This window comes from Arsukibacterium sp. MJ3 (genome assembly GCF_000987765.1).
Classification (GTDB): Bacteria; Pseudomonadota; Gammaproteobacteria; order Enterobacterales; family Alteromonadaceae; genus Alishewanella.
Window position 1 is genome coordinate 35,859 of sequence record NZ_LAHP01000018.1, and the last position, 26,934, is coordinate 62,792.

Sequence of the window (26,934 nt, forward strand, 5' to 3'; positions counted from 1 at the left end):
ATGCATCACTCTCTTTATAATCAGTTACTAAAAGATGCACAACAGCAAGTTGTTCTGGAACAAAAGTTAGCAGAACATATAACTCGTTGTAAAAACGTAAACGAAAACACCTTCTCCTTTTACTGCCCTAATATTCTGCCGTTACTGCAACAACCTGAACAAAAACGATTTTCTTTATTTTGTAATTTAAATGGTAAAGCGAATATTGTTGACAGACAAAATAGCAGCGCGGTGTATCTGGCTAACCCTGAGTTAGAGGCAGAAACTGAAGTTACTGCTTTTATAAGCAATGCACCGGTCATTTCATTTACGCCACCAGTAAGCAATGCTAATTGGCCGACAGAACCACTTCCTCTGCAACCTGATGCCATATGCATGTTTGGCCTTGGGTTGGGGCATCAAATTTTGCCATTGATAACACGGCGGAAAATCCGCTGTCTAATTATTTATGAACCCGATTTGACTATGCTGCAATGCTCTTTTCAAACGATAAACTGGCATGATATTTTTACTGCTGCAGCTAGCAGTAATACGCTTATTTCTTTGCAAATGGGGAATGACGGCAGCAGCATCGCCAGCGACTTACAAGAGCTATTTCAGTTTATCCCTGCGCTAAAAAAGTTATATTTGTATCGTCATTTAAGCTATTCAGTAACGGATGAAGTGCTTGCCACGTTGTTTACGTTTAATGGTAATAGAGCTGAGCTTCTAAAAGCAGACAGACAGTACCTGGGTTACACCCAACCAACAGATTATCTGCCAGTTCGGTTTAATAATATTTTAGGAAATAAAAAAGTTACAATAACCGATTCACAACGCCAAGAAGCGCTGTTTCAGCAAAATATTGCCGTATTTAAACGGTTGTATCCCGATATTGCGAAAAGCATGCTGGGGTTTGCTACCCGGCACTGGTTTCTGGTAAAAGACGACCATGGTAAGGCTAATTTATGGCACAAAGAACGTAATGCATTACTTCATAGCGACAAAGATACTGAAGCAACAGCGCTAATAGACAGTTTTCTGCACCAACCACCCAAAGACGATGTTATTCTTGGCCAAAAAGTTGCCTGGAAGTTTCGCCATTATATTCATTATCAAGCTATTGCTAAATTGCAGCCGCTATTCTTGGAGATGGCGCAACAGAAAAATGTACTGCCTGAGAAAATTGATTCGCTGATTATTTTCGGTGTCGGTGTCGGCGCTTATTTACCCGCTTTACTACAGCAGCGCAATATTACTAATTTATATGTTTGTGAGTCTAATATTGAACATTTTTATGCCAGTTTATTTGTTACTGATTGGGCTTCTTTGCTACAACAAGCTGAACAGACAGGTAGCCGTATTTATTTGAATATTGGTAATGATGGCAGCGACTACTTTAACGATTTAATGCAGCAGTTTTTCAGTGTGGGCGCTTTTACCATTGCAAATACTTATATGTTACAAACTGACACTAATCCTTTTACGGCAAGTGCCATTAAAAAGTTGCGTCAACAATTAAAGGTAGTGTTGACCATTGGTGATTACTACGATCATGCCCGCTTTGGGATTAGCCACACTTACAATAGCTTTATGTTGGGCCACAACTGGTTAAAAGCAAAACGCAGCAACTACTTACAGCATGCCGCCACGGTGTTACCCGTATTTATTGTGGGTAACGGTCCAAGCCTTGATCAATGTGCCGACTACATAAAAGAGCATCGTGAAAAGGTTGTTGTGGTCAGTTGTGGTACAGCGCTTAAGCCTTTGCATCATTTGGGTATAACACCAGATTTTCATGCCGAGGTTGAACAAAATCGTTCAACCTATCGCTGGATTACTCAGGTAAATGACATTGCTTATCTAAAAAAAATAAAACTTATTACTGTTAATGGTATACATCCGGAAACTGCAGCCTTGTTTGCCGGAACCTATTTAGCGTTTAAAGAGGGGGAAGCTTCAACCACTTTGTTTAATAAGGTGCTTAAAGGTGCAGGTGACATAGCGCAGTTATCGCATGCTTATCCTACTGTATCTAACTTGGCGATAAACTGGCTACTACAAGCGGGCTTTAAACAATATTATTTGCTGGGTGTTGATTTAGGCTATGTCGATGTAAATAACCACCATTCGCGTTTCTCTGCGTATTATGATCAAAATGGTAAGGCAGTATATGATTACTCAGCAGTGCATGGTGATAGTATTAGCGTGGTTGGCAACTTCAGACCAGTGGTTCAAACGAAAATTGAATTTGATATTTCCCGGCAGATTATTGAACAAACGTTAACCGCTTATAGTGGACAAGCAGAAGTGTATAATTGTAGTGACGGTGCCATGATTCAGGGCGCTATATCGCTACAACCGTCACAAATTCTTACTTTCTTACCGTCAAAACCTGTTACTGATTTACTCGACGATTTTCTGCAACAAGCTTGTATTCAACAAGATTTTACTGTGCAATTGTCTGAATTTAAACGGTATTATAATGCTGGTGGCTTAACTAATAGTCTTATCATTTGGGATGAGCTATTAACAAAACCGGTAACCGATTACACCAGTGCAAAGAATTGCATTGACCGCCAATGGGTGCTACTAAAGCAACAGGCCAGCTTGCCTAATAGTATTATTTTTTATCTGTTATACGGCAGTGCCAGCTACTTTCTTAGTTTGCTGTCAAAGCTTTTACCGTTGTTGCAGCAGGCCGGAGCTGAGGCGCAAGTTAAAGCGGTTGAACAATTTAATACCGTCCTTATTGTCTGGAAAGACTATCTAACACAAATGGTGGCAGATTTTGCGGCAGAGCCATTACAGTTGGACATAACAGACTAGTATACAAAAGAGTGGGTTATAAGAGGGTATATGAAATTATCAGTTATTGTTCCTGCATTTAAGTTGTCCGTTTTCATTTATGAGTGCTTACTATATCCTGTCACAAAAAACTAATTTTAGTTATGAAGTTATAGTGTGTGATGATGCATCGCCCGATAATACCTTCGACGTTATACAGCATCTTGGTTCTGCCTATAGTAATCTGGTCATACTTCGCAATGAAGTGAACTTGGGGTTAGTTGCGACTATGCATCGCCTGCTAAACACGGCAACAGGGGAGTTTATTGCATATCTGGACGGTGATGATATCGCATTACCTGGCAAGCTACAGCAACAGGTTGACTATCTGGATGCCAATTCTCAATGCACTTTGGTGTACCACGAGTCGGAGGTGTTTGACAGCAATAGCGGGGCTGTACTGAAGTACTTTTCACAAGATTATTATAACTATCAGCATATTCCGCAGCAGCGCGCATGCTGTGCAGTTTCTTAACGGTTACAGTGGTTATCTGCAAGTGGATGGTTATGCGGGTTATGAGCAAGCTAACGCCACGTTAGCCGGTTACTGGGCGCAGTCGTTCGAGGTAAAACAACAGCAACGCCAGCTACTTGCAATACCGCTACTGCAGCAACTGTGGGACTGGTGGGAGAAGTCCAAAAGCACCCTTCACAAAGAAAGCTTACTGGGCAAAGCCATTAACTACAGCCTAAACCAGTGGCCGAAGCTGATACGCTATCTTGAAGATGGCCGGCTCAACATTGACAACAATCGCGCTGATAGTGCGCCAGGCTTTGTTCAATGGTGCCTTGCTGAAAATACGCCAGCCACTGCTCGGGTGCTCCGCGGATCATCTTAAACTCCTGTTTGGTGGTAGCACCAGACAGGGTATGTAGATTTAGTTAAGCTGGGAATGTGCGGTTGGTGTTACGCTTACAGAGTAATAGGGTATTGCCTGCTGCCGTTGCCGCCGGCAAGTAATATGTCTTTTATAAAACATCCTGTGGCAGTGTAATCTGAGGAGTATTAACCGGGTGCCTGGTATTCATAATACATAATGCCATTGTGGGTGTTGACGTAGGTTAAGCCGGCAGATTCTGCAACACGTATTGATGCTGCGTTACCCGGTAAAATTTCAGCTACCACAATTCCGTCCAGTTTACTCACCAGCAACGCGACCATTAATTTTGCTAACCCTTTTTCTCTAAAATCGGTGCCCACGGTCCAGGATATAGTATGACGATCATCTTTTGAATCAACGCGAACGGTACCTATTGCATCGCCGTTAAATTCAGCGATAAACAAATGCCGCTGTTTATTTTCAAAGCTGCTTTGCAGCCAGGCCAGATGCTGTTGCAGGGTAACCGGTTCTGAGTTCAAACTGCATGTTCTGGTTAAATCATCGTTGCGCCACAACAGCAGCTTGTCTGCATCCGCTAAAGTTGCCATACGTAGCACGATTAATGAGCGCATAGTTCAAATCATTTCCCAACTTAGCGGGGTGCCCATCGACACATCTTGCTTCGCCTGACGGCCGAGAAACTGTGGCAGGTACTTGGGCGGCAAACCAAGCCCGGGGCGCACTGAACGCAGGTTGTCTGTGGTAAAAATATCACCGGCTTGCATATCTTTAGCAATATAGAGCGAGCGTCGGTGCACCCGTGAGGCAATTTCTTTGTCGGTACAGCCATAATGCACTTTGCCTAAGGCATCTTTAGCTTTACGGCATTCTGATACCAAAAGACTGAACTCTTCCGGCTCCATAGAAAAGGCTGCGTCGATGCCGCCTTCGCTGCGGTCCAGCACAAAATGTTTTTCAATTACGGTTGCACCCAGGGCCACTGCCGCCACACTGACACCAATACCTGCTGTGTGATCTGACAAACCAACCTGACAGTCAAACAGCGCTGCCAAATGCGGAATAGTGTTTAAGTTGGCATCTACGGGGCGTGCCGGGTAATTGCTAGTGCATTTTAACAGGATAATGTCACGGCATCCGTTATGTCGCAGTACGTCAACGGCTTCAGCTAATTCAGTTTGAGTGGCCATACCTGTTGATATTATTACAGGCTTCCCGGTACGAGCAACAGCTGCAATTAAACCGTGGTCGATATTTTCAAACGAGGCAATTTTGTAGCAGGGCACATTTAACTGTTCCAGATAGTCTACCGCGGTTAAATCAAATGGCGAGCTAAAGGCCAACATGCCTAACTCTTTTGCACGGTCGAAAAGGGGCTTGTGCCATTCCCACGGCGTCATCGCCTGCTGATAAAGGCTGTACAGCGAATTGCCATGCCATAGGCTGTCGGGGTTATCAATAAAGAATTCATTGTCGTGCACATCCAGCGTAATGGTATCCGGAGTGTAGGTTTGCAGCTTAATCGCATCGGCACCGCACTTTGCTGCTGCTTCAACCATGGCTAAAGCCTTGTCCAGGCTTTGATCATGGTTGCCGGATAATTCGGCAATGATAAATGGCGGTTGATCCGGCCCTACCGCGTGATTGCCAAGCATAATTACTGCCATTACTTATCCTCGTTACCCATTTGTGTTGTTCAGCGTGTTCATTATAGTGTCAACTACCAGTGGTGTACCTGCGGCAGCCGGTATTAATCCGGCTGCCGTTTGGCCCATCCTATCAAGCAGTGCTGGTTGCGACAGGTAATAGCATAGTTGCTCTGCAAAGAACTCTGCTGTCATATCTGCAGCCTGTCCCAACCAAACACACGCGCCAAGCTGGTCAAGAAAAGTCGTTGTCGCCTGCTGATTTTCGGCAACGGTAACAACCAAACCTGGCAGAGCACAAATACACCTTTCCCAATGACTGGCACCACCACCACCAAGCATGAGTTGCGCTTGGTGCATTAACTTCGCCATATAATTACATTGCACATGTAATCGCATATTGGGCAGGTTAGCAGTAAGTTTTTTAATTTCTACATGCCATGGATTATTTGCTCCAATTACAATATCGGCAGTAATACCTGGAAGCTTTAGGTTATTGACAGCCTCAATGGCCAGGCTGGTTAAGTTTTGCTCATCACTGCCGCCAAAACCTATTAGAATATGTTGTGTATTACGTGGCGTAACAACCTGATAAAACTCCTCTCGAAGCAAGGCATAACGCGGCCCTAACATTTGCATGCAATGTGGCGGCAGCAACCTGCTATATCGATGTTCTGCGTTGGCAACCAGATTTTGGTCTAACAGCAAGTCACAATCATATTCACGGTTGGCTAAGTCATCAATTTGCATAATGTGGCTACAGCGTAACCTCATGCGCTGACAATAATCAGCTGCTAACAGATAATGATCAACCACCAGTAGCGAGTAATCATGAGTTATAACTTCAAGTGTTTTACAAGCATCAATAGCCTGATCTGGCAGGTTTTCTGGTAGCGGTAATAGTGTAAAACCTTGGTCACGAATAACATCAGCCAAATGACCAGACGTTAAGCGACAAGCAAAATCACATTGGGCGCCTATTTTACGTAAGGCATGTGCCAGCGTTAGGCAACGCATAACATGACCAGAGCCTAAAACCACCGATGCATCAGTGCGAAACAACACATTCACGGGGTACGAGCCTGTAGCATTTGATACAAAAGTTCTGCACGTTGCCAGTCGTCTATAGTATCAATATCCTGAACTAAATAATCCGGAAGGACCTCCATTCTTGAATCTGGTCCAAATACAACTTTTGTTGTATTAAGCCAGGTTGATGCCATAGCCCAATATAATTGACCTGCATCATGAAAGGTTTCAGTAAGGTCTTGTGAGCGCTTACTAATACTTTCGTTATCAAATGGCAATACCCCGCCTTGTGCTGTTTTTACTAAGGCACGTTGGATAGGGAAAGAGAAGCGGGCGGCGGTAAACACATAATCAGCTTTACTGCTTAAAAGTGTCTGGTATGCCAATGCAATAAGTTCGCTATGAAGCAGTGGTGCCGTGGCGTATACGCATGCGCAAGCGCTAAGGGGCCAGCCTAATTGTTGCAGTTGCATAATGGCGTTGCGAATAACATCCGTAGTGCCGGTAAAATCATCCGCCAGCTCAGCCTTGCGTATAAAAGGTGTTTCTGCGCCGTAATGCCTGGCTATCGCGGCTATTTCCGGGTCATCGGTGGAGACTACCACCTTATCCACTACACCGCTATTTAATGCCGCTTGAATAGGGTAGGCCAGCATTGGCTGGCCACAAAAGAGTTTAATGTTTTTACGTGGAATGCGTTTACTGCCGCCACGCGCCGGAATAATGGCAATGTTCATAGCGTTTCGTTTAGCAAAAAATCGATGATTATCTGATATCTCTTTTGTTCAACCAGCGTTAAGACAAGCCTCATATCAATGTTCATATATTCATGAACAATACGATTACGCAAACCTATAATTGCATTCCACTGTGTTATTTCAGTATCTGTCCAATGCTGGAGCCGGCCAAGTTTTTGTATTGCATCGTAGGCCGATACCGGTGTGGGTTCTCCTGCTGCTTTTAACAAGTGTTTAGCTTTACCGATAGCGTTCTCAGTGACAATTTGCAAACAATGTAATAAGCCATTTTGCTCAAGCTTAGAAAAGCTATTATTTTGAGCAATATTCTCAGCAGCACTGTCCAGCAGGTGTTTATAATCTGCAGCCAAATTAGCCGTTTCTCTGAGATATAACTCAAGCGTCATGAGTTTGCTCCCATTGCCAATACTCCAGCTCTCGCCAGGTACGTTCTAAAAATTTAAACCAAAATCGATTGTCTACGGTTATTAATGCAATACCTTCATTGGCAATAACCGAGCGCATTGCCAAATTTGCTGCTCTTAAATCGATCAAATCAACAGTTTCTATATTACACCCTATTACTGCTGCCAGTTGTGCTCTTAATTGCTCGGTTAAGGCCAGCCGGGAAAAATCATCAGGTTCTGATAAATAAAAAGCAAAGTCCCAATCGCTGTTAGCATGCGTTTTACCTGTTGCCCGGCTTCCTAACAGCACTAACACGCTTAGGGTTGGAAATAACTCACTAATCTGGTTAAGTGCTTGTTCGTTTAGCTCAGGCTGCATAAAAAATGCTCCAATTCGTTTACCACAAATAATTGCTGCTCTGCCGTTAAACCTGGAAAGAGTGGCAAAGTGACCGCTTGCTGATAGTAGCGCTCGGCATTGGCGCAATAACCCGCTTTAAATCCCAGTTGCTGATAATAGGGCTGTAAATAAATCGGGATATAGTGCACGTGGCCCATAATGCCCTTACTTCGTAAAAACTCCACGCAAGCTTTGTGCTGGTTTCTACTTAGTTCAGGTAGCCTGATCACATAAAGATGATAGCTACTATAACAGTCAGCGGATACTCGCAGTGGCTGAATGTTGGTGTTATCACTAAAGTGTTGCTGATAAAAAGCGGCAAGCTGGTTGCGCTCACTCACAAATTTATTAAGTTTATTCAGCTGGCTTAACCCTAGTGCCGCCTGAATATCGGTCATCCGGTAGTTAAACCCAAGCAGTTGTTGCTGATAATACCAGGGGCCATGGCTGGGTTCGGTCAATTCTGTTGGGTCGGACGTGATGCCGTGACTGCGTAGTTGTTGCATTTTTCGGGCAAGGTCAGGCTGGTTAGTCAGCGCCATACCACCTTCACCGCTGGTAATGATTTTTACCGGATGAAAACTAAAAATACAAATATCTGAAAACGCACAGCCGCCAATAGCTTTATCTAAATACATGGCCCCAATGGCATGTGAAGCGTCTTCGATTACGTTGAAACCATACTGTTTGGCGAGTTTAGCCAGGTTGACCATATCGCAGGGTTGTCCGGCAAAATGCACCGGGATAACCACTTTAGGCAGCTGGTTTAGTTTTTGGGCGTCAATCAGCTTTGTTTCTAAAGCATTAATACAGATATTGCCAGTGTCGAGCGTAATATCGACAAAATCAATTTTCGCGCCGCAGTAAAGTGCGCAGTTTGCCGAGGCTACAAAAGAAATAGGCGATGTCCATACTATGTCTTCTGGTCCGACATTTAACGCCAGACAGGCAATGTGCAAAGCGGAAGTGGCGCTATTGACGGCTACGGCATAGCTAGCCTGGCACTGCTCACTAACCGCCAGTTCAAAGGCGGGTACCTTAGGTCCCTGGGTAAGCCAAACAGATTGCAGTACTTCTGTTACCGCCGCTATATCGTCTTGATCAATCTGCTGTTTGCCATATGGGATCATTGCTGAGCTTCTACATTAAACTGACGAATAGTGTCAATATCCATAAAATCAGGATTGGTGTCAGATACATATTCAAAATTAACCGCCACTGGTTGACCCCTTTCACCTAACGCATTGCCACTAAAATCATTACTGCGATTAAAAAATTTTATAGCTGGTGCGATGACATAGTGATCGGCGAATTCAAAAGTATGATAGGACATATCACCCGGACACATCATTTCATGTAGTTTTTCGCCCGGGCGAATACCGACAATTTTTATAGGTAAGTCAGGTGCCATTGCCTTGGCTAAATCAGTAATGCGAATTGAAGGGATTTTTGGTACAAAAATTTCACCACCCAGCATTCTTTCAAAGTTTGTTAATACAAAATCTACGCCTTGTTGCAGGCTAATCCAAAATCGGGTCATTTCGGCATGTGTAATTGGTAAGTGATCATTACCTTTAGCAATTAATTGTTGAAAATAAGGTACTACTGAACCGCGTGAACCGACTACATTGCCATAACGCACTACAGAAAAACGTGGCTTGGTTCCGCCAGAAATATTATTGGCTGCCACAAAAAGCTTGTCGGATGCCAGTTTAGTTGCACCGTATAAATTAACCGGGTTAGCTGCTTTATCAGTAGATAGCGCGATAACCTTCTCAACATTATTGTCTAAAGCGGCATTAACAACATTTTCTGCACCGTTTATATTGGTGCGGATACACTCCATAGGATTATATTCAGCAGCAGGTACATGTTTTAGTGCCGCAGCGTGAATGACATAGTCAACGCCATGCATGGCGCGGCTTAACCGCTGAGCGTCACGCACGTCGCCAATAAAATAGCGCATACAGCTTTGGTCAAATTTTTGCTGCATTTCATACTGTTTTAATTCATCTCGTGAGTAGATGATGATTTTTTTTGGCTTGTAGCGCGCTAATAATGTTTCAGTATATTTATGCCCAAATGAGCCGGTACCGCCGGTAATCAAAATGGTTTTTCCATCAAACATAGCGCGCCCTCAAACATTTATTTGGCCTAGTCAGCGGTGAAGCCTGACCTTTAAGAGTATTTTTTATAAAAAGACTGTAGCACATAAAATCTTGCATAAAGTATGCCGAGAACACTATCTTTAGAATGTATAAAAAGCAGTGTGGCCATGCAAGCCCGTATGCAGCAGCAACAAGCTTTAACCTTGCTGGGGTAGTGAAGGCCTATAGTAACTGCTATTTTTTTGACAGTCGTCAAAAAAATAGCAGTTAGGGTTGCATGCGTAGTGTGGCAAAGTACAATGAAGCCTAAGCAATAACAGTAATACGGCCTAATGTCAGTTAATCCCCCGCTTTATATCGTTGAATTACAACAGCGCCGCGCTGAGCGCCTTGCGACGGTGCTCGGGTTTATTAATGAAACCTACCAAGTGGTTAGCCTGCCGGTATTAAGCCAGCAACTTGCTAGCCAAAGCCCTGCTGTGGTGCTGTTGGGTGCTATTGGTACCGCTGAGCATGCTGAGCTGTTGCTGGCTTATCCAAATTGTGCTTTTTTACTCATTGGTGAGGCGTTGGCACCGTTACTGCAATATCCGAATGCCGTAGGCTTGTTAACCGAGCCATTCTTTTATAACTCGCTGACCCAATTGCTGCGTGATTGTCAGCAATACCATCGTTTGTTGCCAGGTCAGCGCCAAACCGATCCCACGTTTAAATTTGCCGGTATGGTAGGCCAGACCGAGCTGATGCAACAAGTGCGCTTTTTAATTCAGCAGGTGGCTAAAACCGAGGCTAACGTGCTGGTATTAGGGCAGTCGGGCACCGGTAAAGAAGTGGTCGCGCGCAATATTCATTTATTGTCTAACCGGGCGTCGGGCCCTTTTGTACCTATTAATTGTGGCGCTATTCCGGCAGAGTTACTTGAAAGCGAATTATTCGGCCATGAGAAAGGCGCGTTTACCGGGGCTATTTCTACCCGCAAAGGACGCTTTGAATTAGCACAAGGCGGTACCTTATTTTTGGATGAAATTGGCGACATGCCGCAACCAATGCAAGTAAAGTTGCTGCGGGTATTACAAGAGCGCATTTTTGAACGGGTTGGCGGTAATCAGCCGATAAAAGCTGATGTACGGATTATTGCCGCTACCCATCGCAATTTAGAGCAAATGATCACTGCAGGCGATTTTAGGGAAGATTTATTTTACCGGCTAAATGTGTTTCCTATTGAAACACCGGCACTTAGCCAACGTTGTGACGACTTGCCGCTGTTAATTCAGGAGTTACTTAACCGCCATGCCGCGTTTAATCAGGCACAGGTTCGCTTTACCGAGCGGGCGCTGGACAGTTTAAAACTGCACAGCTGGCCGGGTAATGTGCGTGAGCTGGCTAATTTATTGGAAAGAATGCTAATAATGTATCCGAACCAGGTGGTTGATCTGGCAGAATTACCGCAAAAATATTGTTATTTTGAGGTTGAAAGTTATCAGCCGGTTTACCCAGAAGCATTGCTAGAGCGTGACATGCTAAATGAGATGTTTGCCACCAATATTGATGACAGCGTTGATGACAGTAACCTCTTAGCAGCGGGTGCTAATAACAACGGCTCGGCGCTAAGTTTGCCACAGCTTAACGCCATGCCGGCCGATGGCTTCGATTTAAAAGAATACCTGGCAGAGCTGGAAATTCAGCTTATTTCAAACGCTCTGCAACAGCATGATTTTGTGGTGGCCAGGGCGGCCGAAGTATTAGGGCTGCGCCGGACGACACTGGTTGAAAAGATGCGTAAATATAACCTTGGGCGGGATGAATAAGCCGCAGCTGTCAAGCCTTTGACGCAGCATTGTCTTTTAAAAACACATTAAATCAGTATCTTATGGTTGGCATAATCTCTGCATCGGCTTTGCTATTTAGCCAAGAGCCGTTACATTATGCCAAATACCCATTCCATTTCGTTAGCCAGCACCCGGCCGCTGCACAATAGCGGCGTCATTCAGACATTAGCAGGCTTTGGCAATGACACTGACAGCCGGCTACAACATATTATTAATGTGCTACCTGCTGGTGTAGTGCTGCTTACTGCCCGCGGCATGGTATCTGAAGCTAACCCGGTTGCTATTAGCATGCTAGGCCAGCCTTTACTGGGCCAATCATGGTTGGATATTATTAACCGCTGCTTTGCCCCGCGCAGCGACGATGGCTTGGAAGTATCCTTAAAAGATGGCCGGCGGCTAAAGCTGGAAATTAGTCCGCTAACCCCCGAGCCTGGTCAGTTAATTGTGTTAACTGATCTTAGTCAAACCCGCCAACTGCAAAGCCGTCTCGCCCATTTACAACGTTTATCCACCCTTGGCAAAATGATGGCGACGCTGGCGCATCAAATTCGTACACCGTTGTCATCGGCGTTGTTGTATGCAGAAAACCTTGGTAGCAGTAAACTTTCTGCCGATTCACAACAGAAATTCCAGCAAAAACTTTTAGCCCGGCTACACGATTTAGAGCAACAGGTTAATGACATGCTGTTGTTTGCCCGCTCTGGCACCGCCCAGGCTGTACAGCCTTTTACTTTACAAAGCTTAATTAACGAAATTAACGCCGGTGCCGAGGTTTTATTGCAGCAGCACCAAGCTACGCTGTCTATCAGCACTACTTGCCCCAATGTGTATTTGCTTGGCAACTTAAATAGTCTGGCGGGGGCTATTAACAACCTTATTCAAAATAGTCTGCAGGCTTTACCTTTCGCTGCTTACATTACTATTTCAGCCCGGCAGCATAAAAACAGGCTAAGGCTTGAGATCACCGATAATGGTCCTGGCATTGCCGCCGAGCTACAACCGCATATATTTGAGCCTTTTTTCAGTCGGCGCCAAAATGGCAGCGGCCTTGGCCTGGCGGTCGTGCAAGCGGTTATTAACTCGCATCAGGGTACTGTGTGCTACCAGCAACATGCTAAGGTCGGCGCCTGTTTTGTAATTGAACTACCTGTTCATTTTTTCGAATCATCTCAACCCGCTAACACAGTAAGCCGAGGTAGCAAATGACTACAGCCACTCCTATTTTGATTGTTGAAGATGACGCCGGGCTGCGTGAAGCGCTTTGCGACACGCTAAGTCTGGCAAGTTATCAGGTATTTTCTGCCGACAGCGCAGAAAGTGCCTTATTGTTATTAAAAAAACAGCAGGTACGACTGGTTATTACCGATGTGCAGATGGGCCAGGTGTCGGGTTTAACATTGCTAAAAACCTTGCGGCTACATTATCCACAGCTACCGGTATTAATGATGACCGCCTATGCCAACGTGCAGGATGCGGTAGAAGCTATCCGGCTGGGCGCTGTCGATTATCTGGCTAAGCCGTTTGCCCCTCAGGTACTGGTTAGCACGGTAAGTCGTTATGTATTGCCTGAGCAGCCTAATCCGGCAACGCCGGTAGTGGCGGCGGCTGCCAGCAAAGCATTACTGGAATTAACCGCCAGGGTAGCGCGCTCAGAAGCCAGTGTAATGATCTCCGGGCCCAGTGGCTCAGGTAAAGAAGTACTGGCGCGGTATATTCATCAGCAATCGCCCAGGGCCGCAGGGCCGTTTATTGCAATAAACTGTGCCGCAATTCCGGAAAATATGCTGGAATCAACCTTATTTGGTTATGAAAAAGGCGCTTTTACCGGTGCCATTGCGGCATGTCCGGGTAAATTTGAACAGGCCCAGCAGGGCACCTTGTTGCTGGATGAAATTACTGAAATGGATTTAAACCTGCAGGCAAAGTTGCTGCGGGTGCTGCAAGAGCGAGAAGTGGAGCGGCTTGGCAGCCGTAAAATGATTAAACTGGATGTGCGGGTATTAGCCACCAGTAACCGCGATATTCAGCAAGCTGTTGCGGCAGGCAGTTTTCGACAAGATTTATTCTTTCGTTTAAATGTGTTTCCACTGCATTGGCCAGCCTTAGCGCAAAGGGCAGAAGACATTGCGCCGCTGGCTGAACACTTCATTAGCAAATATTGCCAGCAGCAGGGTCGTGCCGTATTGCCGCTTAGCGCTGGTGCCAAAGCGATGTTACTGCAGCACAGCTGGCCGGGCAATGTGCGTGAACTGGATAATGTTATCCAGCGGGCGTTGATACTATGTCAAAGCCAACACATTAGTGCAGAAGATATCTTATTATCAGCCGAGGTAACGTCTGGTACCAGTGCACCGGTATCGCTAAATACTGCTGCTTCAGCAGTGGTGATGGCAGTAGATGTGCCGGAAGATTTTAAAACAGAGTTGCATGAGCAAGAGCACCGGATTATTTTAGCAACCTTAAAAGCCTGTGCTTATAAGCGTAAAGCCGTGGCCGAAAAACTGGGGATTAGCGATCGTACTTTACGCTATAAATTGGCGCGGATGCGTGAATCGGGCATTGAGCTGCCCGCCTGAGCGTTTTTACCTTAACGTCTTACTAAAGAATATCAGTTTGCCAGCCCTTAACAACAAGCCGGAACCTCCGGCTTTTTTCATTAAAAACAACAATTTAAATGTGGCATAACTCCTGCTTATATAACGCTATAGCCAATCGCTGGCAATTTATTGACACGGCACCTTTGCCACAGCTTGCTCTTACTCCAGCGCTTATTTAAACAGGGTCCAGTTATGAATATTAAAGGTCAGGCGATATACGCCCAAATGCAAACGATGGCTACTCAAGCCCGCAGCATGTCGGCCGAACTGAAGCCGGTGAATCAACTTACTGAGGTAAACCCCAGCCAGTCTGATTTTAGTACCTTGTTTAAAAATGCCATCAATACGGTGAGTGCAGTGCAGGCTGAAGCAGGGCAGCTTAGAAACCGGGTTGAAATGGGCGATCCCAATGTATCACTGGTAGAAGCCATGATTGCGGCACAAAAATCGTCGCTGGCGTTTGAAGCAACTGTGCAAGTTCGCAATAAAATTGTTGAAGCGTACAAAGAAATTATGTCAATGCCGGTTTAAGGGGTAGCACGTGGCAGATAATCAATCAACAGAGCTGGCGATTAGTCCGAATGACTTTAACAGTTCAGGAAATTCAGATACGCAGGAGCAAAAATCAGGCTTTCTCGGCGCGATTGGCGGCGTAGATATGATGCGTCAAATCACCCTGATGATCGCCCTGGTTATTTGCCTGGTCATTGCCGTACTGATATTTTTCTGGGCCCGTCAGGCTGAAATGCGCCCTTTAGGTACCTATGCTACGCAGGAACTTATTCAAACACTGGATCATTTAGACGCGCAAAAGATCCAATATAAACTTGAAGGCAACGTAGTCTACGTGGCTGAAGATCGCTATCAAGCGGTGAAATTGGGTTTATCGCGCGCCGGGTTAACTCAAGAGCCGTCAGCGGGTACAGAGTTTTTATTACAAGATAGCGGTTTTGGGGTAAGTCAGCGGCTGGAAATGGAGCGGCTAAAGCATAGTCGTGAACAACAACTGGCCCGTACTATTGAAGAATTACAAAGCGTGGCCAGAGCTCGGGTGTTACTGGCCATTCCAAAAGAAAACGTGTTTGCGCGCCAAGCCGCCTCACCGTCAGCAACGGTATTAGTGACGGCTCGCGGCGGCACAGTTATTCGGGACAGCGAAGTTGATGCCATTGTTGACTTGGTTGCCTCTGCAGTACAGGGCATGGAGCCAAGCAAGGTAACGGTAAGTGATCAAAGTGGCCGCTTACTTAACAGTGGTTCACAAGATGCCAGTGCTTCTAGTAGCCGGCGGAATCATGAATTACAGCGGGCTCGTGAAGATGAATACCGCCAGAAAGTAGACTCAATTTTGTTACCAGTATTGGGGTTTGGTAACTATACCGCCCAAGTTGATTTAATGCTGGATTTTACCGCAGTTGAACAAACGCAAAAACGTTTTAACCCTGATTTACCGGCTATTCGCAGTGAAATGACTATCGAAGAAAGCACTGTTGGCAGTAGCAGCGGTGGTATACCGGGCGCGTTGTCTAACCAACCGCCGTTAAATTCTTCTATTCCCGAGCAAGCTGTTGGTAGCAACACAGTACCGGTGATCCCGGGCCGCAACCATAAAGAAGCTACCCGCAACTATGAGCTTGATACCACCATCAGTCATACCTCGCAGCAAAGTGGTGTTATTCGCCGATTGTCGGTTTCGGTAGCGGTAGACTACGAGCCTAGCGAGCCAAATGCCGACGGCGTAACCGTGCCACAGCCTCGTAAGCAGGAAGCGTTAGCCAATATCCGGCGCTTATTGCAAGGCGGTATCGGTTTTGATGCCCAGCGTGGCGATACTATTGAAGTTATTTCGGTGCCTTTTGTCCGCGAAGATATTCTGCTGGAAGAAAGCATCGCGTTTTACCAGGAAGAGTGGTTTTTACGGGTGCTGCGGTTAGTCATTGGTGGCATTATTATTCTGGCGTTAATGCTGGGTATTGTGCGGCCGATGCTGAAAAAACTGATTTATCCTGAGCAAACTGATGACGCCTATGACGACAAAGCCATGAGCAGTGGTTTAGATCTGGGTGATGACACTATAAATATGCTAAATTCAACTTTTGATGAAAAAGCAGTAGGCTTTGCGCCAGATGGTACTTTAATGTTGCCAGATTTACATGGTGATGAAGACTTATTGCGGGCGGTTCGGGCGCTGGTGGCTAATGAACCTGAATTATCCTCTCTGGTAGTAAAGAACTGGTTGGCTGAAGATGAATAACATAGAAGAGAAACCGTCATTCGATATTGGCAAGTTAGATGGTGTCGAAAAAGCCGCCATTTTGTTGCTAAGCTTATCAGAAGAGGATGCGGCCCAGATTTTAAAACATCTGGAACCCAAGCAGGTGCAAAAAGTCGGTTTGGCTATGGCGCAAATGACCGATTTAAATCAAGCGAAAATTTCATCAGTGCATCGGTTGTTTATCGAACAAATTCAAAATTTTAGTACTATTGGTTTCCAAAGTGAAGAGTTTATTAAACGGGCACTGACTGCAGCCTTGGGCGAAGAGAAAGCGGCTAACCTGATTGATCAAATTGTGATGGGTGGCGGCGCTAAAGGTCTTGATTCGTTAAAATGGATGGATTCTAAGCAAGTAGCGAATATTATTCGTAATGAGCACCCGCAAATTCAGACTATTGTATTGTCGTATCTGGAACCCGAACAATCCGCCGAAATACTATCGCAATTCCCAGAGAAAGTACGGCTGGATCTAACCATGCGTATTGCCAATTTGGAAGAAGTGCAACCGGCGGCATTACAGGAACTAAACGAAATTATGGAAAAACAATTTGCCGGTCAGGCAGGTGCTCAGTCAGCGAAAATGGGCGGCTTAAAAGCTGCAGCCGATATTTTGAATTACTTAGACACTAATATGGAAGGCCAGTTAATGGATTCTATTCGCGAGCACGATGAAGAAATGGCTCAGCAAATTCAGGATCTGATGTTTGTATTTGAAAATCTTATTGATGTTGATGATCGCGGTATTCAGGTGTTACTGCGGGAAATTCAGCAAGACGTGCTAATGAAGGCGTTAAAAGGCACCGATGAGAATCTTAAAGAAAAAATATTGAAAAACATGTCGAAACGCGCGGCGGAATTGTTGGTTGATGATTTAGAAGCGATGGGCCCGGTGCGGGTAAGTGAAGTGGAAACGGCACAGAAAGAAATTCTGTCAGCCGCCCGTCGCTTATCAGATGCCGGTGAAATTATGCTGGGTGGCGGTAGTGGCGACGATTTCCTCTAAAGCGATTTATTGTAAAGATTTTTTGTAATGAGGTTTTCGGTAAAAACTTGTTGTAACACGGTACGGAATTACACATGAGTAAAAGCGCTTATACACACAACAGGCCCTATTCACCCGATCCTGCCTCGCCAGATCAGGCGCAGTGCTGGCAAACTCCCGATTTAACGGCCGATGCCAGCAGCCAGAGCACCAAAACTAATGCATTGAACCTGCAGCAACCTGACGCCAGGCAAAAGCTACCAGAGTTGCAGGATGAAGAGCTGGTATTTAAACCGCTTACCGCCGACGACATGGAGCAAATTCGCCAGGCCGCTTATGATGAGGGCAGTGTTCAAGGCAAAGAAGATGGTTTTGCCAAGGGTTATAGCGAGGGCCGCGAGCAAGGCCAGGAGGATGGCTTTAAACAAGGCCAGGCAGAAGGAAAAAAACAAGGCTTGGCCGACGCCAGCACAGAACTGGATACGTTACGGGGCCAGTTAAGTACGTTGCTTGATCAGCTGCAGCAGCCATTAGCAGGTTTAGATAATCAGGTAGAGCAAGAGTTAATCTCCTTAACACTGGCAATGGCAAAAGCTGTTATTAATAACGAAGTAAAAACCAACCCTAAGGTTATTTTACAGGCGTTACAAGAAGCTGTGGCCGCTTTGCCACTGCAAAGTGGCAATCTGGTAATAAAACTAAACCCGGCAGATTTAAGCAATGTTAAGCGCCATTATAATGACACTGAACTGACTGAACGGGGCTGGAAGTTACGTTCGGAGCCACTGGTTGAACAAGGTGGCTGCCTGGTTGAGAGTAGTAGCTCCAGTGTAGATCGCAGTTTAAATCAGCGAATTGAAAGTAGTTTAGAGCACTTTTTATTACTATCTGAAAACGCAGAGCAAGCCGCTGATAGCAGCCAACCTCTCAGCCAGCCTCTTAGTCAAATGCAGGATAGCCCAACCGATGACTAAACCTGCCAGCTTATTGCAACGGCTTAAACAGCAACAGCAGTATATTCAGCCGTCACTGCCTGCGGTGTCAGGCCACTTGGTGCGGGTAGTGGGTTTAACGCTGGAAGCTACTGGTTGTCGGGCTGCTATAGGTCAGCCTTGTTTGGTAGAAAGTGCCCGGGGGGCAATTTTAGCCGAAGTAGTGGGCTTTGCTAACGATAGATTATTTTTGATGCCGCAAGACGATATTGCCGGAGTGGTACCGGGCGCCAAAGTTACCCCGGTTATTCACTATAAAGGTGTGCCGTTAAGTTTAAACTTACTAGGACGGGTAATAGATGGTGTCGGTAAACCGTTGGATGGCAAAGGACCGATTAATGCTACCGAATTTAGTAAAGGTAAAGGTAAACCGATTAACCCCTTATTACGTCGGCCTGTAAAACAGCCGCTGGACGTTGGGGTAAGGGCCATAAACAGCATTATTACCGTGGGAAAAGGCCAGCGAATGGGCTTATTTGCCGGCAGTGGCGTGGGTAAAAGCGTTTTATTGGGCATGATGACCCGCGGCACTGCCGCTGATGTAATCGTGGTTGGGCTGGTCGGTGAACGGGGTCGTGAGGTAAAAGAATTTATTGATGAAATTCTGGGTGATGCAGGTAAGGCACGTTCAGTGGTTATTGCCGCACCGGCCGATGTGTCACCACTAATGCGCTTAAAAGGGTGCGAAACGGCAGTACAGGTTGCGGAATATTTTCGGGATCAGGGGTTGGATGTGTTGTTGTTGATTGATTCCATCACCCGTTACGCTCAGGCTCAGCGAGAAATTGCCCTGGCGGTGGGCGAGCCCCCTGCAACCAAAGGGTATCCACCTTCGGTATTTGCCAAATTACCGGCACTGGTAGAGCGGGCCGGTAATGGCAGTGGTCAGCAGGGCTCTATTACCGCCTTTTATACGGTGTTGTCTGAGGGTGACGATTTACAAGACCCCATTGCTGACGCGTCACGGGCTATTTTAGATGGTCATATTGTGTTATCCAGAACGCTGGCCGACAGTGGTCATTTTCCGGCAATTGATATTGAAAAATCAATTAGTCGGGTTATGCCAGCCGTCACCAGTGCCGAGCATCAGCAACTGGCCCGACAGGTTAAACAGCTATATGCTAGTTTTCAGCAAAGCAAAGACTTAATTGCTATTGGTGCTTATGTGCGCGGCAGTGATCCCCAATTAGACCAGGCGATTAGCCTGATGCCAAAAATTAATACGTTTTTACAGCAGGGTATGACAGATGTTGTGCCATACGATGAGAGTTTAATGGCGCTGAGTCAGGTAATGCCGGCTAAGCGAATGGCAGGCTAATGAGCACACATCGATTTAGTTTACTGATCAAAGTACAGCGAGAACGTGAAAACAATTTACAGGCGCAATTTATTAAAGCGCAGCAGTATTTTCAGCAAGCTGAACAAAAATACCAGGGGCTGGCAAATTACCGCACAGAATATATCCAGTTAAGCCAGCGTCAAGGCAGCCAGGGGGTGCAAGGCCGGCAATATAGCCAATACGTTAATTTTATTGGCAAACTGGATCAGGCGTTAATTCAGCAGGCGCGGGTAGTACACCAATGTAAAGCTGCCGCCGAGCAGCGCAAACAAAGTTGGTTAAAAATACAAACCAAGCGTAAAGCACTAGAGTTACTGGTAGCACGGGCAGACAGTGCCGTGATGTTGCAGCAAGAGCGCCAGCAACAAAAGCTTAGTGACGAATATGCAGGCCAGCAATTTTACCGGCGGCAACTTACTCAAGAGTAACGCTTGGCGGTAAAAATACCATTTTCCCTAAAAACTGGCGCGATTTTTGTATTGTATTTGTATTGGACCCGTTATAACCATACCGATAAGCCAAGCATCAGCTAAGCCAGGAGCGCCAGATGAATCCCATGTTGTCATTATCTTTTGTACACCCGACGCCAATGGCTAAAGGCGCCGATTCTGTTGCGCATCAGGCAGGCCTTGCGTCAGACAATACCGAGAATAAGGGTGATAAAAACAACACAGATGCAGCGGATACATTTGGTCAGTTACTGAATCAGTCTGGTCAGCAGCAACAAGTGGTAACTAGGCAAAGTTTTGCCGACTTTAACGCAAGTTATAAAATTAAACATACTTCCAGTTTAGATGAAAAACAGCTTGGCCGTCCCGACATCGTTTTGCCGCCGGTGTTGCCTCCAGATGAAAAGCTCAGTGCTGCAGCGGCTGGCGTGATAGCTACTATTGCAGTGGTTGATAGTAATGCCGTTGATGATGCGAATTCACATGACAATACGCATTCAACGGATGAAGCTAATGCTGATCATAATAACAACGCCACTGTTTTGCTCGGGTTACTGGATAAAGCCAGTCAAACCCGGCAGCAACTTGCTGCCCAGTCAGATAAAAATATTCAGCTTGTAGGCGAGGAAGTCAACGTTGGTAAATTATCATCAGTTAAACCGGAATGGTTTACGCTGCCTATCTATCCCATCATTAGTAACGCTGGCGCAGAACCTGCTGCGGCTTCAGATAAATCGCCGGTTAGCAGTCTTGCCGCTACAGCATTATTAAACCAACAGCAGGTAGTTGCAAAGAATAACGGCGCTAACGCAGTTGCAAAAAGTACTGATGAACTCGGCGTAAAGCCAGAAGAACCTGGCGTTAACGCCTTAACTAAAGGTGTCGAGGCTGCAAGCGCAAACGCTAGCGCTGTAGATAAAACAATTGATCAACAGAGTGCTGCAACAGTACAGGGCTCAAAGGTTGCTCATGAGCAAGCGTTAACGGTTGCCGTAAATACTAATAGTGATGCTGATAGTGATGCTGACAGCCAGCAGCAGCCAGCCGCTAACACAACAACCGTAGTGTTAGAAAAACCGGCATTAGCATCAGACCTTACTGCTGAAAAGGCTAATCAACCTGCGCCTGCCACCACCATATTTGCTGATGCCGGCCCCAGGGTTAGTGCCCAAGCACCAACAGAGACGGCTCAGGCCACGGTATTAAATAGTGCGGCTATTGCTGCCGACTCCGCCTTGGCCAAGCAGCAACGTGCCGGGGCTGACAGCACCACGCAAATCCGTCAAGCGTTAGCTGCCAATAGTGATGCTACTGATGGCACCGCGAAAGTGGAAAGCGTTATAACGGGGGCAGGGCCGCGCGCAGATACGTCATTAAGTGGTTTTGCTAATGCCTTTAGCCCGGCAAGCCAACAGCAAACCGAAACAGTGGCGGCCAGGCTAGAAGGGGTAACGATTGCCGTTGCTCAGCAAGCTACCGATCGGAGCAAAGCCGAAGGCGTTATTAAAACAGTAACCGAGCAATTAAAGCAGATTAACTTACTGGAGCAAAATGCCGCCGGCCAGTTAAAAGAGCGGATTAACCTGATGATAAACCAAAAAATTCAGGTAGCTGAAATCCGGCTCGATCCGGCAGAGTTAGGCCAGATGCAAATTCGGGTTAACTTGCAACAGGAGCAAGCGACCGTGCAGTTTATTGTGCAGCAGCAACATGCTAAAGAGTTACTGGAACAGCAAATGCCAAGGTTACGAGAGATGTTGCAGCAGCAAGGTATACAGTTAGGAGAGGGCCAGGTGCAGCATCAACGCCAGGGTGACAGTAATGCCAGTGGCCAGCGTAATGGCAATTCTGGTTCAGGACAGGGGCTTGGCCAGCAGCATGGTGATGAAAAGGCGACAGCCGTGCAGTTAGACGTTAAGCTTAGTGAGCGTCTGGTTGATTATTATGCCTAAACACTAATCGCTAACCAAAGCCGCCGGCAGATTAACATTTTACAATAGCTTAGGTCAGTGAGCATAATAGTTACACTAAATAACCGATACGGAGCACCAATGGCAGCTGATGGCGATCTCAAACTTGGCGAAGGAAAACGCGGTTTAAAAAAAATTATTGTGTTGGCAGTAGTAGGAGTGGTGGCGTTAGTATTGGCTGTTGGCGCCTATTTTTACTTTATGGGTGCTAATAGCCAAGATGCTACTACTAATGTGGAAAATTCCGTCAATAATGCAGAAGGTGGCGCCCGCCCCAGCGGGCCAGAAGGTGACGCCCAATATGTTGCTTTGCCCAGGCCCTTTATATTTAACGTACCGGGAGCATCCCGTGACCGGTTAGTACAAATTAAAGTGCAGTTATTAGTGCGGGGCAGTAATAATAAAACCTTGGCAATGCGGCATATTCCGTTAATAGAGGCCAGCTTGTTAACAGCGTTTAGCAGCGCCAATGCCGATGAGCTGGTAACAACCACCGGTAAAGACGCGTTAAAAAACAAAGCCCTGAGTGATTTACAGCAAGCGTTGCTGGAAGTTGCGGGGTCAGTGGTGGTGGAAGAGGTGCTTTTCACCAGTTTTGTTATGCAATAAGAGTGAGCAATCGTGACCGATTTATTGTCGCAAGATGAAATTGATGCCCTGTTACATGGTGTCGATGACGTCGAAGAAGAAGAAATAAACGACGGCGGTGAAAAGCGTGGTCGATCTACCCTGGAATACGATTTCTCCTCACAGGATCGTATTGTCCGCGGTCGCATGCCTACTCTGGAGATGGTTAACGAGCGGTTTGCCCGCCATATGCGGATTAGTTTGTTTAACATGATGCGCCGCACCGCTGAAGTGTCCATAAACGGCGTGCAGATGATAAAGTTCGGCGAGTATGTGCATACCCTGTTTGTTCCTACCAGCTTAAATATGGTGCGCTTTCGCCCGCTTAAAGGTACTGGTCTTATCACCATGGAAGCCCGGCTGGTGTTTATTCTGGTCGACAACTTCTTTGGCGGTGATGGTCGTTACCATGCCAAAATCGAGGGACGGGAATTTACCCCGACCGAGCGGCGAATTATTCAAATGCTGCTAAAGCTTATTTTTGAAGATTATAAAGAAGCCTGGGCGCCGGTAATGGACGTATCGTTCGAATATCTTGACTCAGAAGTTAACCCGGCCATGGCAAATATTGTTAGCCCAACTGAAGTGGTGGTGATCAGCTCATTTCATATTGAACTAGACGGCGGCGGCGGTGACTTTCACGTAGCATTACCTTATTCCATGCTAGAGCCTATCCGCGAGTTACTGGATGCCGGGGTGCAAAGTGACAAAGAAGATACCGATTTGCGCTGGAGCAAAGCGCTGCGTGATGAAATTATGGATGTAAAAGTAGATTTATCTACCAAAATGCTAGACGTCGATTTAACCTTACGAGAAGTAATGGAGTTGAAAGCCGGTGACATTATTCCGGTGGAAATTCCGGAGCACATTACCGTATTAATTGAAGACTTGCCTACATACCGGGCAAAATTAGGCCGCTCGCGTGAACATGTGGCCTTAAAAATTATTGAAAAAATAAGACGGCCAGAATCAATCAAATCTGAATTGCACGTTTTTACCAAAGGTGGTCGGCGTCTAGACAGTGATGCAGATATTTCAGAATTAGAAGCCGATCTTAACTTGGCAGATCGGAACAGAGGGTAATAAAATGGCAGACGATAAAGACACAATGGACGAATGGGCTGCCGCTATGGCAGAAGCCGAGGGTGATGATGACGGCGCCAAAGCGGTTGATTTAGAAGAATTAAAGGGCGAAAAATCCAGTATTACCGTCGATGAACAGCGCAAGTTAGATACTATTTTGGATATTCCGGTAACCATTTCGATGGAAGTGGGCCGGGCGAAAATTAGCATTCGTAATCTGTTACAGCTAAACCAGGGTTCGGTAGTTGAACTGGAACGCGTTGCCGGTGAACCGCTGGATGTATTGGTTAATGGTACCTTGATAGCCCATGGTGAAGTGGTGGTGGTGAATGATAAGTTCGGTATTCGCTTAACCGACGTTATCAGCCAGATTGAACGGATTAAAAAGTTACGCTAATGCCGCCATTACTTAAAATAGTAGTTATTACACTGTGGCTGCTAGCATTTAGCGGCTTGCCGGCGCTAGCCCAACAGCCCGTGGTAGCAAAGTCGCCAGCGCAGTCGGAACAACAGACGGCGCCAGCGCCTAATACTGAAACGGTGCCAGCAGCTGAAAAAGAAGAGCAAGCGTTAACAGCAGCGCCTGCTGATCCCGCAGTGCAAGCTGAAGCTGCAGAGCTGCCGGCAACCGTGACCAAACCAGAGCCGCAAGGCCGGCCCTTTCAGTTAACTAGCCCACCCGCAGAGCGAAGTAATAGCAGCGGCCTTAGCTTAGGTAAAATCGCCATTTCTCTGACAGCAGTGCTACTGCTAGTGGTGGTATTAGGCTGGTTATTCAAAAAATTGACAATGCGCCTACCTGGCAGCCAGCATGTAAAAGTTATTTGTTCGGTACCAATTGGCCAGCGAGAACGCTTGTTAGTTATTGAAATACAAGGAAAACAGCGGGTTTTGGGGGTAACACCACAAAGCATCAATATGCTGTTTGAGTTAGAAAATTCCCTTCCCGACACAAAGTTGGCATCAGACTTTCATACACAGTTACAATCATTCTTGAAAAAGTAAGTTTTTATGTTGCGATTGCTGTGTTTGTTGTTGTTAATACTCAGCCCTGCTGTGTTCGCCGATAACAGTATGTTGTCGGCTGTCACCGTGACGACCAATGCAGACGGTTCGCAGCAATACAGCGTTACGCTGCAAGTATTAGCGTTGATGACCGTGCTGAGCTTTATTCCGGCGCTGGTCATCATGATGACTTGTTTTACCCGGATTATTGTTGTTTTGGCTATTTTGCGCCAGGCCATCGGCTTACAGCAAACCCCCTCAAACCAGGTGTTAATTGGTATTACGCTGTTTTTAACGTTTTTTATTATGGCGCCAGTATTTAAAACCGTTAACGAGCAAGCCATTCAGCCTTATTTAAATGAGTCGATTACCCCAGTACAGGCAATTGATGCGGCTATTGCGCCCATTAAAGGTTTTATGTTGCATCAAACCCGCATCAGAGATTTAGATACCTTTGCGCAAATCGCCGGTATCGAGGTGTTAGAGCAAGCACAGGATTATCCGTTAACCGTGGTGGTACCCGCGTTTATTACCAGCGAACTGAAAACCGCCTTTCAAATTGGATTTATGTTGTTTATTCCGTTTTTGATTATCGATTTAGTGGTAGCCAGCGTGCTAATGGCAATGGGCATGATGATGCTGTCGCCAATGATTATTTCGCTACCCTTTAAACTGATGATGTTTGTGTTAGTCGATGGCTGGATTTTAGTGATGGGTACACTTGCTACCAGTTATGGGGTGGGAACATGAGTCCAGAGGTTTTTGTTGATGTGCTACGCGATGCACTGTTTATCGTTATATTACTGGTTAGTGCCATTATTTTGCCGTCATTATTTGTCGGCTTAATTGTGGCGGTATTTCAGGCCGCAACCTCCATCAACGAGCAAACATTAAGTTTTTTACCACGGTTAATTGTGACCTTACTGGCGCTAATTTTTGGCGGTCACTGGTTTGTGCGGGTGATCATGGAATATACCCAAGAGCTGATACTTAGCATTCCAACTGTGGTTAATTGATGGAATTCCCACTAAATATTTTAATGCAGGGTATTGCCGACTTTATGCTGCCGCTGTGCCGGGTAACTGGCATGCTAATGATTATGGCAGGGTTAGGCGCACGTAATATTCCAATGCGGATTAAAACCGGTCTGGTGGTAATGATTACCCTGGTGATTATGCCGGTGATCCCGCCAGTAACGCCACCAGATTTAATGTCTGCGGCCATGTTCGTTGAGGTTTTTTTTCAAATCATGATTGGTTTTTCGCTGGGCTTTATATCACAAATGTTTATTACGACCTTTGTGCTGGCTGGCCAGTTACTGGCCACCCAAACCGGATTGGCCTTTGCCTCAATGGCCGACCCCTCCAGCGGCGTCAGCGTACCCGCCATTGGCCAGTTTTATCTGATTTTAGCCACCTTACTTTTTTTTGTGTTTAACGGTCACTTAATTATGATTCAGATGCTGGTGTTTAGTTTTGACACCCTGCCCATTAATGGTCAGTGGTGGGAGATAAGCAGCTACTGGACTATCGTTGAATTTGGTGGCTGGATGTTTGCAACCGCTCTGGCCATCGCGTTAGCACCAATAGTGTCGATGCTGGTTGTCAATTTATCGTTTGGCATTATGACCAGAGCTGCCCCGCAGTTAAATATTTTCTCGATAGGTTTTCCCATCACCATGTTGGCGGGGTTGCTAATTTTGTGGCTAACCCTCGACACCTTTTTATTTCATTACGACAAGCAATGGCAGCACGCTGTAGATTACAGCTGCCGGCTTATTGGCTGTTAACGGAG

At 46.0% G+C, this 26,934-nt stretch carries 27 protein-coding genes and 1 pseudogene; 20 read left to right on the forward strand and 8 right to left on the reverse strand.

What is annotated here, in order from left to right:
• The 3 genes and pseudogenes from VT06_RS13075 to VT06_RS17570 form a co-directional block, all read left to right on the forward strand.
• Entirely contained in the window at nucleotides 1-2,808 is a 2,808-nt protein-coding gene (locus tag VT06_RS13075; protein ID WP_046554768.1) for a 6-hydroxymethylpterin diphosphokinase MptE-like protein, read from the forward strand.
• Nucleotides 2,809-2,887: 79 nt separating this feature from the next.
• The gene (locus VT06_RS13080) at nucleotides 2,888-3,301 is read left to right on the forward strand and encodes a glycosyltransferase (protein ID WP_052750264.1); all 414 of its coding nucleotides are present in this window, start codon (nucleotides 2,888-2,890) and stop codon (nucleotides 3,299-3,301) included.
• Nucleotides 3,270-3,593, forward strand: a pseudogene (locus VT06_RS17570) (transposase); the annotation flags it as partial. The gene VT06_RS13080 and the pseudogene VT06_RS17570, both read left to right, overlap by 32 nt.
• Nucleotides 3,594-3,832: 239 nt before the next feature.
• On the opposite strand, the gene VT06_RS13085 reads toward VT06_RS17570, so the two are convergent.
• Genes VT06_RS13085 through pseB form a run of 8 tightly spaced genes read right to left on the reverse strand, consistent with a single transcriptional unit; the run spans nucleotide 3,833 to nucleotide 10,012 of the window.
• Nucleotides 3,833-4,279, reverse strand: a complete 447-nt coding sequence (locus VT06_RS13085) for a GNAT family N-acetyltransferase (protein ID WP_046554769.1) — start codon at nucleotides 4,277-4,279, stop codon at nucleotides 3,833-3,835.
• A gap of 3 nt (nucleotides 4,280-4,282) precedes the next feature.
• Entirely contained in the window at nucleotides 4,283-5,332 is a 1,050-nt protein-coding gene (pseI, locus tag VT06_RS13090; RefSeq protein ID WP_046554770.1) for a pseudaminic acid synthase, read from the reverse strand.
• Nucleotides 5,333-5,344: 12 nt separating this feature from the next.
• Nucleotides 5,345-6,382: a UDP-2,4-diacetamido-2,4,6-trideoxy-beta-L-altropyranose hydrolase gene (gene pseG, locus VT06_RS13095; protein WP_046554771.1), complete on the reverse strand. Its 1,038-nt coding sequence runs from the start codon at nucleotides 6,380-6,382 to the stop codon at nucleotides 5,345-5,347.
• The gene (pseF, locus tag VT06_RS13100) at nucleotides 6,379-7,077 is read right to left on the reverse strand and encodes a pseudaminic acid cytidylyltransferase (RefSeq protein ID WP_046554772.1); all 699 of its coding nucleotides are present in this window, start codon (nucleotides 7,075-7,077) and stop codon (nucleotides 6,379-6,381) included. Before pseF ends, pseG begins: the two co-directional genes overlap by 4 nt.
• Entirely contained in the window at nucleotides 7,074-7,484 is a 411-nt protein-coding gene (locus VT06_RS13105) for a DUF86 domain-containing protein (RefSeq protein ID WP_046554773.1), read from the reverse strand. The genes pseF and VT06_RS13105 overlap by 4 nt, the downstream gene beginning before the upstream one ends.
• A complete protein-coding gene (locus tag VT06_RS13110; protein ID WP_046554774.1) occupies nucleotides 7,474-7,863 on the reverse strand; it encodes a nucleotidyltransferase family protein in 390 nt (129 codons plus the stop codon). Before VT06_RS13110 ends, VT06_RS13105 begins: the two co-directional genes overlap by 11 nt.
• Nucleotides 7,848-9,014 (reverse strand): UDP-4-amino-4,6-dideoxy-N-acetyl-beta-L-altrosamine transaminase, encoded by a 1,167-nt coding sequence (gene pseC, locus VT06_RS13115; RefSeq protein ID WP_046554775.1) that lies wholly within the window; start codon nucleotides 9,012-9,014, stop codon nucleotides 7,848-7,850. The genes VT06_RS13110 and pseC overlap by 16 nt, the downstream gene beginning before the upstream one ends.
• Nucleotides 9,011-10,012 (reverse strand): UDP-N-acetylglucosamine 4,6-dehydratase (inverting), encoded by a 1,002-nt coding sequence (gene pseB / locus VT06_RS13120; protein WP_046554776.1) that lies wholly within the window; start codon nucleotides 10,010-10,012, stop codon nucleotides 9,011-9,013. The genes pseC and pseB overlap by 4 nt, the downstream gene beginning before the upstream one ends.
• A 312-nt stretch (nucleotides 10,013-10,324) precedes the next feature.
• Here pseB and VT06_RS13125 point away from each other — a divergent pair, with 312 nt between their 5' ends.
• The 17 genes from VT06_RS13125 to fliR all read left to right on the forward strand — a co-directional run bounded on the left by VT06_RS13125 (nucleotide 10,325) and on the right by fliR (nucleotide 26,929).
• On the forward strand, nucleotides 10,325-11,800 hold the full coding sequence (locus tag VT06_RS13125) for a sigma-54-dependent Fis family transcriptional regulator (RefSeq protein WP_046554777.1): 1,476 nt from the start codon (nucleotides 10,325-10,327) through the stop codon (nucleotides 11,798-11,800).
• A 117-nt stretch (nucleotides 11,801-11,917) separates the two neighbouring features.
• Nucleotides 11,918-13,027, forward strand: coding sequence for a PAS domain-containing sensor histidine kinase (locus tag VT06_RS13130; protein WP_052750266.1), 1,110 nt, complete (start codon nucleotides 11,918-11,920; stop codon nucleotides 13,025-13,027).
• A complete protein-coding gene (locus VT06_RS13135; RefSeq protein ID WP_046554778.1) occupies nucleotides 13,024-14,397 on the forward strand; it encodes a sigma-54 dependent transcriptional regulator in 1,374 nt (457 codons plus the stop codon). The genes VT06_RS13130 and VT06_RS13135 overlap by 4 nt, the downstream gene beginning before the upstream one ends.
• Before the next feature lie 213 nt (nucleotides 14,398-14,610).
• On the forward strand, nucleotides 14,611-14,949 hold the full coding sequence (gene fliE, locus VT06_RS13140) for a flagellar hook-basal body complex protein FliE (protein ID WP_046554779.1): 339 nt from the start codon (nucleotides 14,611-14,613) through the stop codon (nucleotides 14,947-14,949).
• Between the two features lie 10 nt (nucleotides 14,950-14,959).
• Nucleotides 14,960-16,672 carry a flagellar basal-body MS-ring/collar protein FliF gene (gene fliF / locus VT06_RS13145; RefSeq protein ID WP_046554780.1) on the forward strand — a complete coding sequence of 571 codons (1,713 nt, stop codon included), beginning with the start codon at nucleotides 14,960-14,962 and terminating at the stop codon, nucleotides 16,670-16,672.
• Nucleotides 16,665-17,696: a flagellar motor switch protein FliG gene (gene fliG, locus VT06_RS13150; protein ID WP_046554781.1), complete on the forward strand. Its 1,032-nt coding sequence runs from the start codon at nucleotides 16,665-16,667 to the stop codon at nucleotides 17,694-17,696. The genes fliF and fliG overlap by 8 nt, the downstream gene beginning before the upstream one ends.
• A 74-nt stretch (nucleotides 17,697-17,770) precedes the next feature.
• Complete coding sequence (gene fliH, locus VT06_RS13155) at nucleotides 17,771-18,649, forward strand: flagellar assembly protein FliH (RefSeq protein WP_046554782.1); 879 nt, start codon at nucleotides 17,771-17,773, stop codon at nucleotides 18,647-18,649.
• A complete protein-coding gene (gene fliI / locus VT06_RS13160) occupies nucleotides 18,642-19,985 on the forward strand; it encodes a flagellar protein export ATPase FliI (RefSeq protein WP_046554783.1) in 1,344 nt (447 codons plus the stop codon). The genes fliH and fliI overlap by 8 nt, the downstream gene beginning before the upstream one ends.
• The gene (fliJ, locus tag VT06_RS13165; RefSeq protein WP_046554784.1) at nucleotides 19,985-20,434 is read left to right on the forward strand and encodes a flagellar export protein FliJ; all 450 of its coding nucleotides are present in this window, start codon (nucleotides 19,985-19,987) and stop codon (nucleotides 20,432-20,434) included. Before fliI ends, fliJ begins: the two co-directional genes overlap by 1 nt.
• 119 nt (nucleotides 20,435-20,553) lie before the next feature.
• Nucleotides 20,554-22,407: a flagellar hook-length control protein FliK gene (locus VT06_RS13170; protein WP_046554785.1), complete on the forward strand. Its 1,854-nt coding sequence runs from the start codon at nucleotides 20,554-20,556 to the stop codon at nucleotides 22,405-22,407.
• 99 nt (nucleotides 22,408-22,506) lie between these two features.
• Nucleotides 22,507-23,034 (forward strand): flagellar basal body-associated protein FliL, encoded by a 528-nt coding sequence (fliL, locus tag VT06_RS13175; RefSeq protein ID WP_046554786.1) that lies wholly within the window; start codon nucleotides 22,507-22,509, stop codon nucleotides 23,032-23,034.
• 12 nt (nucleotides 23,035-23,046) lie between these two features.
• Nucleotides 23,047-24,135 carry a flagellar motor switch protein FliM gene (gene fliM, locus VT06_RS13180; protein WP_046554787.1) on the forward strand — a complete coding sequence of 363 codons (1,089 nt, stop codon included), beginning with the start codon at nucleotides 23,047-23,049 and terminating at the stop codon, nucleotides 24,133-24,135.
• A gap of 4 nt (nucleotides 24,136-24,139) precedes the next feature.
• Entirely contained in the window at nucleotides 24,140-24,532 is a 393-nt protein-coding gene (gene fliN / locus VT06_RS13185) for a flagellar motor switch protein FliN (RefSeq protein ID WP_046554788.1), read from the forward strand.
• A complete protein-coding gene (fliO, locus tag VT06_RS17575) occupies nucleotides 24,532-25,140 on the forward strand; it encodes a flagellar biosynthetic protein FliO (protein WP_052750267.1) in 609 nt (202 codons plus the stop codon). The genes fliN and fliO overlap by 1 nt, the downstream gene beginning before the upstream one ends.
• Before the next feature lie 6 nt (nucleotides 25,141-25,146).
• Entirely contained in the window at nucleotides 25,147-25,890 is a 744-nt protein-coding gene (gene fliP / locus VT06_RS13195; protein ID WP_046554789.1) for a flagellar type III secretion system pore protein FliP, read from the forward strand.
• The gene (gene fliQ, locus VT06_RS13200; RefSeq protein ID WP_046554790.1) at nucleotides 25,887-26,156 is read left to right on the forward strand and encodes a flagellar biosynthesis protein FliQ; all 270 of its coding nucleotides are present in this window, start codon (nucleotides 25,887-25,889) and stop codon (nucleotides 26,154-26,156) included. The genes fliP and fliQ overlap by 4 nt, the downstream gene beginning before the upstream one ends.
• Entirely contained in the window at nucleotides 26,156-26,929 is a 774-nt protein-coding gene (fliR, locus tag VT06_RS13205) for a flagellar biosynthetic protein FliR (RefSeq protein WP_046554791.1), read from the forward strand. Before fliQ ends, fliR begins: the two co-directional genes overlap by 1 nt.
• The last annotated feature ends 5 nt before the right edge of the window (nucleotides 26,930-26,934 follow it).

Excerpts from the sequence above, each read along its gene's own strand:
- pseB (WP_046554776.1), bottom strand. The coding sequence starts at position 10,012 with ATGTTTGATGGAAAAACCATTTTGATTACCGGCGGTACCGGCTCATTT.
- VT06_RS13135 (WP_046554778.1), top strand. The coding sequence starts at position 13,024 with ATGACTACAGCCACTCCTATTTTGATTGTTGAAGATGACGCCGGGCTG.
- fliH (WP_046554782.1), top strand. The coding sequence starts at position 17,771 with ATGAGTAAAAGCGCTTATACACACAACAGGCCCTATTCACCCGATCCT.
- VT06_RS13105 (WP_046554773.1), bottom strand. The coding sequence starts at position 7,484 with ATGACGCTTGAGTTATATCTCAGAGAAACGGCTAATTTGGCTGCAGAT.
- fliP (WP_046554789.1), top strand. The coding sequence starts at position 25,147 with ATGTTGCGATTGCTGTGTTTGTTGTTGTTAATACTCAGCCCTGCTGTG.
- VT06_RS13085 (WP_046554769.1), bottom strand. The coding sequence starts at position 4,279 with ATGCGCTCATTAATCGTGCTACGTATGGCAACTTTAGCGGATGCAGAC.
- fliN (WP_046554788.1), top strand. The coding sequence starts at position 24,140 with ATGGCAGACGATAAAGACACAATGGACGAATGGGCTGCCGCTATGGCA.
- VT06_RS13080 (WP_052750264.1), top strand. The coding sequence starts at position 2,888 with ATGAGTGCTTACTATATCCTGTCACAAAAAACTAATTTTAGTTATGAA.
- fliQ (WP_046554790.1), top strand. The coding sequence starts at position 25,887 with ATGAGTCCAGAGGTTTTTGTTGATGTGCTACGCGATGCACTGTTTATC.
- VT06_RS13125 (WP_046554777.1), top strand. The coding sequence starts at position 10,325 with ATGTCAGTTAATCCCCCGCTTTATATCGTTGAATTACAACAGCGCCGC.
- fliG (WP_046554781.1), top strand. The coding sequence starts at position 16,665 with ATGAATAACATAGAAGAGAAACCGTCATTCGATATTGGCAAGTTAGAT.
- pseC (WP_046554775.1), bottom strand. The coding sequence starts at position 9,014 with ATGATCCCATATGGCAAACAGCAGATTGATCAAGACGATATAGCGGCG.
- fliO (WP_052750267.1), top strand. The coding sequence starts at position 24,532 with ATGCCGCCATTACTTAAAATAGTAGTTATTACACTGTGGCTGCTAGCA.
- VT06_RS13170 (WP_046554785.1), top strand. The coding sequence starts at position 20,554 with ATGAATCCCATGTTGTCATTATCTTTTGTACACCCGACGCCAATGGCT.
- pseI (WP_046554770.1), bottom strand. The coding sequence starts at position 5,332 with ATGGCAGTAATTATGCTTGGCAATCACGCGGTAGGGCCGGATCAACCG.
- VT06_RS13110 (WP_046554774.1), bottom strand. The coding sequence starts at position 7,863 with ATGCAGCCTGAGCTAAACGAACAAGCACTTAACCAGATTAGTGAGTTA.
- fliJ (WP_046554784.1), top strand. The coding sequence starts at position 19,985 with ATGAGCACACATCGATTTAGTTTACTGATCAAAGTACAGCGAGAACGT.
- pseF (WP_046554772.1), bottom strand. The coding sequence starts at position 7,077 with ATGAACATTGCCATTATTCCGGCGCGTGGCGGCAGTAAACGCATTCCA.
- VT06_RS13075 (WP_046554768.1), top strand. The coding sequence starts at position 1 with ATGCATCACTCTCTTTATAATCAGTTACTAAAAGATGCACAACAGCAA.
- fliE (WP_046554779.1), top strand. The coding sequence starts at position 14,611 with ATGAATATTAAAGGTCAGGCGATATACGCCCAAATGCAAACGATGGCT.
- fliL (WP_046554786.1), top strand. The coding sequence starts at position 22,507 with ATGGCAGCTGATGGCGATCTCAAACTTGGCGAAGGAAAACGCGGTTTA.
- fliI (WP_046554783.1), top strand. The coding sequence starts at position 18,642 with ATGACTAAACCTGCCAGCTTATTGCAACGGCTTAAACAGCAACAGCAG.
- VT06_RS13130 (WP_052750266.1), top strand. The coding sequence starts at position 11,918 with ATGCCAAATACCCATTCCATTTCGTTAGCCAGCACCCGGCCGCTGCAC.
- fliR (WP_046554791.1), top strand. The coding sequence starts at position 26,156 with ATGGAATTCCCACTAAATATTTTAATGCAGGGTATTGCCGACTTTATG.